We start from the raw sequence: 6502 nt of genomic DNA, 5'->3' as shown, positions 1-6502 counted from the left end.
AGCGAGCCGCCTATTATGTCAGGCTTTTCGTTTCCGTCAACACCTTCTTTCGAAGCTTGTTGCCGCCGCTTCGGGTTGGTGTTCACCGGGGTGAAGACCGCGTCGCAGCGAGGGAGCGAATACTAAAGACTTCTGGAAATTCGTCAACCCTTTTCTGCAACTTTTCATCGGTGCGTCATGCGCGCGTGCGTCGGCGACACCACGAAACGCAGCACGCGCGTTGCGCGTGCTGCGCAGGACTGCCAACAATGCAGTTCTTGTGTGCTCAGGGAAGCTGCGTGATGCCGGGTGGTGCAAAGCGTTCGTTGTGGCGTGATCTCTCATTGCCTTCTGTAGTGGCTGGCTTCATTACCGTATTGGTGGGTTTCGCCAGTTCTGCGGTGATCGTGTTCCAGGCTGCGCAGGCGGTAGGCGCAACACAGGCGCAGATCGCGTCCTGGATGTGGGCGCTTGGGCTTGGCATGGGTGTGACCTGCATTGGTCTGTCCCTGCGCTACCGCGTGCCGGTGGTCACTGCATGGTCCACCCCGGGCGCGGCAATGCTGGTAGTGGGTGCGGGCGCGGTCGGCTACAGCGATGCCATAGGTGCGTTCGTGCTGGCTGCGGTGCTGGGCATGCTGGCCGGCTTCTCCGGCGTGTTCGCCAAGGTGATGCGGCGCGTACCGATGGCCTTGGCCGCCGGCATGCTGGCCGGTGTGCTGTTGCGCTTCGGGCTGGATGTGTTCGTCTCCATGGGTACGCAGCTGGGCATGGCCTTGGCGATGTTCGCCACCTGGCTGGCAGGTCGCCGCCTGTTTCCGCGCTATGCGGTGATCGCTACGTTGCTGGTCGGTGTTGGCGTGGCCGCCGCCCAGGGCCTTCTGCATGTAGAAGCCCTGCGGGTGGAACTGGCAGTGCCGGTGTTCACCTGGCCCACCCTGTCCTGGCAGGCCGTGTTCGGCATTGCCCTGCCCCTGTTCGTGGTCACCATGGCCTCGCAGAACATTCCCGGGGTGGCGGTGATCCGCGCCTCCGGCTACGACACGCCGATCTCACCGGTGATCGGCTGGATCGGGGTGGCCAACACGGTGCTCGCGCCGTTCGGGGCCTATGGGCTTAATCTGGCCGCGATCACGGCAGCGATCTGCATGGGTCGCGAGGCGCATGAGGATCCTGCGCGGCGTTACACCGCTGCGGTGGCAGCCGGTGCGTTCTATATGCTGGTGGGCCTGTTCGGGGCGACCGTGGCGGCGGTGTTCGCCGCCTTCCCGAAGGAACTGGTGGCCTGCGTGGCCGGCATTGCGTTGTTCGGGACCATCGCCAACAGCCTGGCGACCGCCCTGCGCGAGGAAGCAGACCGCGAGGCGGCGCTGGTGACCTTCCTGGTGACCGCGTCGGGGTTGTCGCTGGCCGGGATCGGCTCGGCGTTCTGGGGCCTGGTGGCCGGGGCGATCTGCCTGATGGTGTTGCGGGTCAGGCCTCAGCGAACAGCGTAATGGCGAACATGATGGCGATACCGATGACGAGGGCAAGCGCACTGGTTCCGCCGCGGCGCTCAAGTTCGGCCAGAACGCGGTCGGGCTGGTCGGGATGGCGTGCCTGCGTGCGCCTGATCAGGCGTTCGCAATGCCATCGATACACCTGGTTGGCTGAGAGGCAGAGCACCAGCTTCAAGGCCAGGATGGCGAGCAGCGCACCGGTCTCGGCCGCAGGCACGAGTGCGATCACGGCCCCTGCTACGAAGCTCAGCCCGAGGTAGGTAAAGGCGAGCAGGTACAGCTTGCGGTACATCAGCCAATAGAAGTCGAACAGCAGTGCCGGCCAATGCCATGGCCGCGCCAGCCTGTCGTCCCCCTGCTGCAGGTGCCAGCGCCGGGCGTAGTGTCCGAAGTATTGGCCCACTGCCTTGGCCAGCAGCGGGAAACGGTCGTGGACCGACACAGCGTCCGCGATCTCCTGATCGGTCGGCATGTCCGGCATCGCCACGTCCGAGGCGCGGTACGGGTTGTCGGCGGGAACCTCGCTCATAGCGGCGCCACTGCAAAGGTCTGCTTCAGGACATGACGGGCACCGGGAGCCAGGGTCACCACGTCGGGGCCGGCGTTGGCCGCTTCCAGGCAGATGTAGTTCTTCCAGCCGGCGCCGACGTCGGCCATGCCGGCTGCGCCCTTCTCGCCCGGGTTCCAGGCCACCAGCGAGCGGCTGCCTTCGGTGGTGATCTCGATGCTGCGCTTGAGGCCCGGGTCCTTCAGGACATAGCGGCCACCGGCCTGGGTGTAGATGCGGTCGCTGCGGCCGGGATCGCGTGGGTCGTTGAGCGACCAGTCGCCCTTCTGGGTGCGCGGGGTGGCGTAGTCCTCGAACTTGTCCAGGTAGGTCAGGCCGTCCAGGCCCGAGACGCTGACCTGCAGGGCGTCGCTGACCTTGAAGTAGTTGTGCAGCGCCTGGGTGAAGGTGACCGGGGTGGAGCCGATGTTCTCTGTGACCAGCTGCTGTTCGAGGGTGCGGCCGATGCGCAGCTGCATGGTCAGGCGCAGGTCCAGGTTGTCCAGGGTCGGCGGTGCCAGGGTCAGCACCACGGTGCCGTCGGCCTCGCGGCGCGCGTCACTCAGCGTCCACGGCACGTTGCGCACGAACCCGTGCGACGGCACATCCTTGCCCTGCCCCTGGCGGCCGAAGTACGGCCAGCACACCGGGCTGCCGCCCCGGATCGGGGTTGGCAACGCCTGCGCGGTGGGCGAGAGCCACAGCAGGTCCTGGCCGCCTTTGGGAATGAACGACAGGAGCTGGCCACCGAACACCGAGATGGCGGCAGTGGCCAGTGGGGTTTCTACCTTCCAGGCCGGGAAGCCCTGGACGTCGACCAGGCTCAGCCCCTCAAGCGTGGGCAGGGCGGCGCCGGGCGCGGCCGGCGACTGCACGTAACGGGCGTGGTTGGGCGGGAGGGTGAACACGGTGCTGTCGGGCATGGCGGTAGTGGGCTTGGGCAAAGGGGGCGCGGTGCGCAGGGTGGTGAGGATGCGTTGGCCGGCACGGCCGTCCGGGTTGGGCCAGCCGAGCTGCTGTTGTTCGAGCTGGATGGCGCGCCGGGTTGCGGTGCCGACCATGCCGTCGGCGGCGCCGATGTCATGGCCCCGCGCGAGCAGCAGGGTCTGCAGCTCGCGCCGCTCGGTGCGGCCGAGGCCAGGGTCGTCGGTCGGCCAGGCGGCGACGGTGCCCGACCCACCGCGCAGGCGGTCGGCCAGGGTGGCGATGGCCAGTGCGTAGCTTTCGGCAGCGTTATAGGCGTAGATCGCGTCGTAGTTGCGGAACACCAGCCAGGCCGGGCCCTTGGCGCCGGTGGGCAGCAGCAGCGCGGCGTTGGCGTCGGCCGGCAGGCCTTCGGGAGCCAGTGCGCCGCCGCCGACCGGGGTGATGCCCATGCCGCGCCAGTCGGCCAGCGGCTTGCGCTGGGTGCGTCCGGCCAGACTGGCGTTGAAGCCCGGCGGCAGCTTGACCTCGATACCCCACGGCTGGCCGGTACGCCAGCCGGCCTTCTTCAGGTAGTTGGCGGTGGACGCGAGCGCGTCGGGGATGCTGGCGACCAGGTCGCGGCGGCCGTCGCCGTCGCCATCCACCGCGATGCGCGCGTAGGTGGAGGGCATGAACTGGGTGTGGCCGAAGGCCCCTGCCCACGAGCCGGTCAGGCCGTCGGCACCGAGGTCACCGGCATCGAGCAGCTTGAGCAGGGCCAGCAGCTCGCCACGGAAAAATGGCTGCCGGCGGCCGTTGCAGGACAGCGTGGCCAGCGACGGCAGCAGCGGGCGCTTGCCGAAGACGCGACCGTAATCGCTCTCCACGCCCCAGACCGCGACGATGGTGGCCGGATCGACGCCGTATTCGGTCGACACGCGGGCCAGCAGGTCGCGGTGCTGGACGAGCTGCGCGCGTCCGTCATCGACGCGCTGGGTGTCGACCAGCGCGGCGAGGTAGTCCCACAACGGCGTGGTGAACTCCGGCTGCGCGTCCAGCAGCGGCAGTACGCTCAGGTCCGGGGTGAGACCCGCGGTGAGCCGTGTGAAGCCGGCGGCACTCACGCCCTGCTTGACGGCCTGCGGCTGCATCGCGGACAGGCAGCGGTCGAAGTCGTCCTGTGGCGCGGCCGCGAGCGGGTCGCTGGCCAGGCACAACACGCCGAGCAGTCCGACGGAGGTAACTCTCATTGGCGTGAATCCGTGCAGCCAAGTAGAACCGCATCATAGCGGCAAGCCGCGCGTTTCAGGCCCGTTGCAGCAGGCGCAGCCCAAAGGCCGGCGAGGCGGCGTCCCAGTGGGTGCGGACGCGCAGGCCTGCTTCGGCGACCAGCGCGGCGAACGAGGCGTCGGTGTACTTGTGGCTGTATTCCACGGTCATTGCCTCGCCTTCAGCGAAGTCGAAGCTGCGACCGTCCACGCGCACGCGCTGGGCGCGGGTGCTGACCAGCTCGGTTTCGATACGCAGGCGCGGCACGCTGTAGCGCGCACGGTGCTGGAAGCCGGCCAGGTCGAAGTCGCTGCCGATCTCGCGGTTGAGCCGTTGCAGCAGGTTGAGGGTGAAGGCGGCGGTGACCCCGGCGGCGTCGTTGTAGGCGGCCTCGATCAGCGCCGGGTCCTTGTGCAGGTCGATGCCGATCAGGGCCAGGCCGTTCGGCCCCATGGTCTGGCGCATGGCGTCGAGCAGGGCGACCGCGTCGTCGTGGGCGAAGTTGCCGAGCGTGGAGCCCGGGAAGAACATCAGCCGCCGCGCGGGTTCGTTCTGCGGCTCGGGTAGTTCCACCGGGCGGGTGAAATCGGCGCAGACCGGCAGCATCTCGATGTCCGGCAGCGCTTCGGCCAGCCGTGCGACGCTGTCGAGCAGGGCCGCGCGCGAGATTTCGATCGGGGTGTAGGCGACCGGGTCGACCAGTGCGTGCAGCAGGTGTTCGGTCTTGCGCCCGCTGCCGCTGCCCAGTTCGACCACGTGCACGCGCGCGCCCACGGCGCGGGCGATCTCGGCCGAGACGTCCTGCAGCAGCTGCAGTTCGGTACGGGTCGGGTAGTACTCGGGCTGGCGGGTTATCTGCTCGAACAGTGCAGATCCGCGCGCGTCGTAGAAGTACTTGGACGGCAGCTGGCGGGGGTGCAGCGACAGTCCGTGCAGGATGTCGGCGGTGATCCGCGCGCGATCCGGTTGCAGGTCGGTCAACGCGTCGAGGGCATCACTGACAGTACTCATGCGGCGTCCTTGGCCAGGCGCAGGCCGGCAAACTGCCAGCGCGCCGACGGTGCGAAGAAATTGCGGTAACTGGGGCGGATGTGGTCGGCCGGCGTGGCGCAGCTGCCACCGCGCAGTACCCACTGGCCGCACATGAACTTGCCGTTGTATTCACCGAGGTTGCCCTCGAAGGTGCGGAAGCCGGGGTAGGCGCCATACGCGCTGCTGGTCCATTCCCAGACATCGCCGAACAGCTGCGCGGGGCGGCCCGTTGGGCTGTCATGCGCAGGGGCCGCGGGGTGCAGGCGATCATCGTCGGCGAAGTTGCCGGCGGTACCCTGCCCTGCGGCCGCCGCTTCCCATTCGAATTCGGTGGGCAGGCGCGCGCTGGCCCAGCGTGCATAGGCATCGGCTTCGAAATAGCTGAGATGGCAGACCGGCGCGTCCGGGTCGATCGCGCGCCAGCCGGCCAAGGTGAACTCGCGGGCCAGTGCGTCGTCCCAGTACAGCGGGTGCTGCCAGTGTTCCTGCTGGCACAGGGTCCAGCCTTCGCTCATCCAGAAGCCGGGTTCGCGGTAACCGCCGGCTTCGACGAAGCGGCGGAATTCGGCGTTGCTGACCGGTCGGCTCGCCAGTGCGTGCGCGGGAACCAGCACTCGGTGGATCGGCGATTCATTGTCGTAGGCGAAGTCGGCGTTGGCCGGCCACGCCGGGGCACCGATCTCGATGATCTGCTCGGGGCTGTGGATCCATTCCAGCGGCGCGGCCACACCCGGTCGGCTGACCAGGTCGTCGCGGTAGGCCGACTGCAGCGGATTGCACCACAGTGCGTGCTTGATGTCGGTGAGCAGCAGTTCCTGATGCTGCTGTTCGTGGTGCAGGCCCAGTTCCAGTTGTCGTAGTGCCTGCGGGTCGAGCGCATCGGCCTGCAGAAGTTCGATCACCTGCTGGTCGACCCGACTGCGGAACTGCAGCACCTCGTCCAATGACGGTCGTGACAACAGGCCCCGCTGCGGCCGCGCATGCGCCGGGCCGATGCTCTGGTAGTAGCTGTTGAACAGGTAGTCCCAGTCGGCGTTGAACGGCGCGTGGTCCGGCTGGGTGCCGAGCACGAAGCGTTCGAAGAACCAGGTGGTGTGCGCCAGGTGCCACTTGGTCGGGCTGGCGTCGGGCATGCTCTGCACCATCGCATCTTCGGCGCTGAGCGGTGCGGCCAGGGCGACGCTGCGGGCGCGCACCGTGGCGTAGCGGGCGGCCAGCGCGTCGGTGGCGCGGGCGGCAGGTGAAGACGGGGCAGCGACAGCGTTCATCC

The 6502-nt window shown here is 68.2% G+C and carries 5 protein-coding genes; 1 reads left to right on the top strand and 4 read right to left on the bottom strand.

The window, feature by feature from the left end:
• Positions 1 to 281: 281 nt before the first annotated feature.
• Positions 282 to 1475: a benzoate/H(+) symporter BenE family transporter gene (locus RYM47_RS17125; RefSeq protein ID WP_315389479.1), complete on the top strand. Its 1194-nt coding sequence runs from the start codon at positions 282 to 284 to the stop codon at positions 1473 to 1475.
• On the opposite strand, the gene RYM47_RS17120 is transcribed toward RYM47_RS17125, so the two are convergent.
• Genes RYM47_RS17120 through egtB form a run of 4 tightly spaced genes read right to left on the bottom strand, consistent with a single transcriptional unit; the run spans position 1453 to position 6500 of the window.
• Positions 1453 to 2007, bottom strand: a complete 555-nt coding sequence (locus RYM47_RS17120) for a DUF2628 domain-containing protein (RefSeq protein WP_315389477.1) — start codon at positions 2005 to 2007, stop codon at positions 1453 to 1455. The two genes, RYM47_RS17125 and RYM47_RS17120, sit on opposite strands and share 23 nt — an antisense overlap.
• Positions 2004 to 4181, bottom strand: a complete 2178-nt coding sequence (locus RYM47_RS17115; protein ID WP_315389475.1) for a lytic murein transglycosylase — start codon at positions 4179 to 4181, stop codon at positions 2004 to 2006. Before RYM47_RS17115 ends, RYM47_RS17120 begins: the two co-directional genes overlap by 4 nt.
• A 55-nt stretch (positions 4182 to 4236) precedes the next feature.
• Complete coding sequence (gene egtD, locus RYM47_RS17110; protein ID WP_315389473.1) at positions 4237 to 5211, bottom strand: L-histidine N(alpha)-methyltransferase; 975 nt, start codon at positions 5209 to 5211, stop codon at positions 4237 to 4239.
• Positions 5208 to 6500, bottom strand: a complete 1293-nt coding sequence (gene egtB, locus RYM47_RS17105) for an ergothioneine biosynthesis protein EgtB (protein WP_315389471.1) — start codon at positions 6498 to 6500, stop codon at positions 5208 to 5210. The genes egtD and egtB overlap by 4 nt, the downstream gene beginning before the upstream one ends.
• Positions 6501 to 6502 lie beyond the last annotated feature (2 nt).

It is taken from the genome of uncultured Stenotrophomonas sp. (assembly GCF_963519125.1).
Classification (GTDB): Bacteria; Pseudomonadota; Gammaproteobacteria; order Xanthomonadales; family Xanthomonadaceae; genus Stenotrophomonas.
Note: the sequence above shows the minus strand (reverse complement) of the source record. Positions and strands in the feature narration are given on the sequence as shown.

Bases quoted from the DNA above. Each gene is read 5' to 3' on its own strand.
- RYM47_RS17120 (WP_315389477.1), bottom strand. From the start codon at position 2,007: ATGAGCGAGGTTCCCGCCGACAACCCGTACCGCGCCTCGGACGTGGCG.
- egtB (WP_315389471.1), bottom strand. From the start codon at position 6,500: ATGAACGCTGTCGCTGCCCCGTCTTCACCTGCCGCCCGCGCCACCGAC.
- egtD (WP_315389473.1), bottom strand. From the start codon at position 5,211: ATGAGTACTGTCAGTGATGCCCTCGACGCGTTGACCGACCTGCAACCG.
- RYM47_RS17125 (WP_315389479.1), top strand. From the start codon at position 282: ATGCCGGGTGGTGCAAAGCGTTCGTTGTGGCGTGATCTCTCATTGCCT.
- RYM47_RS17115 (WP_315389475.1), bottom strand. From the start codon at position 4,181: ATGAGAGTTACCTCCGTCGGACTGCTCGGCGTGTTGTGCCTGGCCAGC.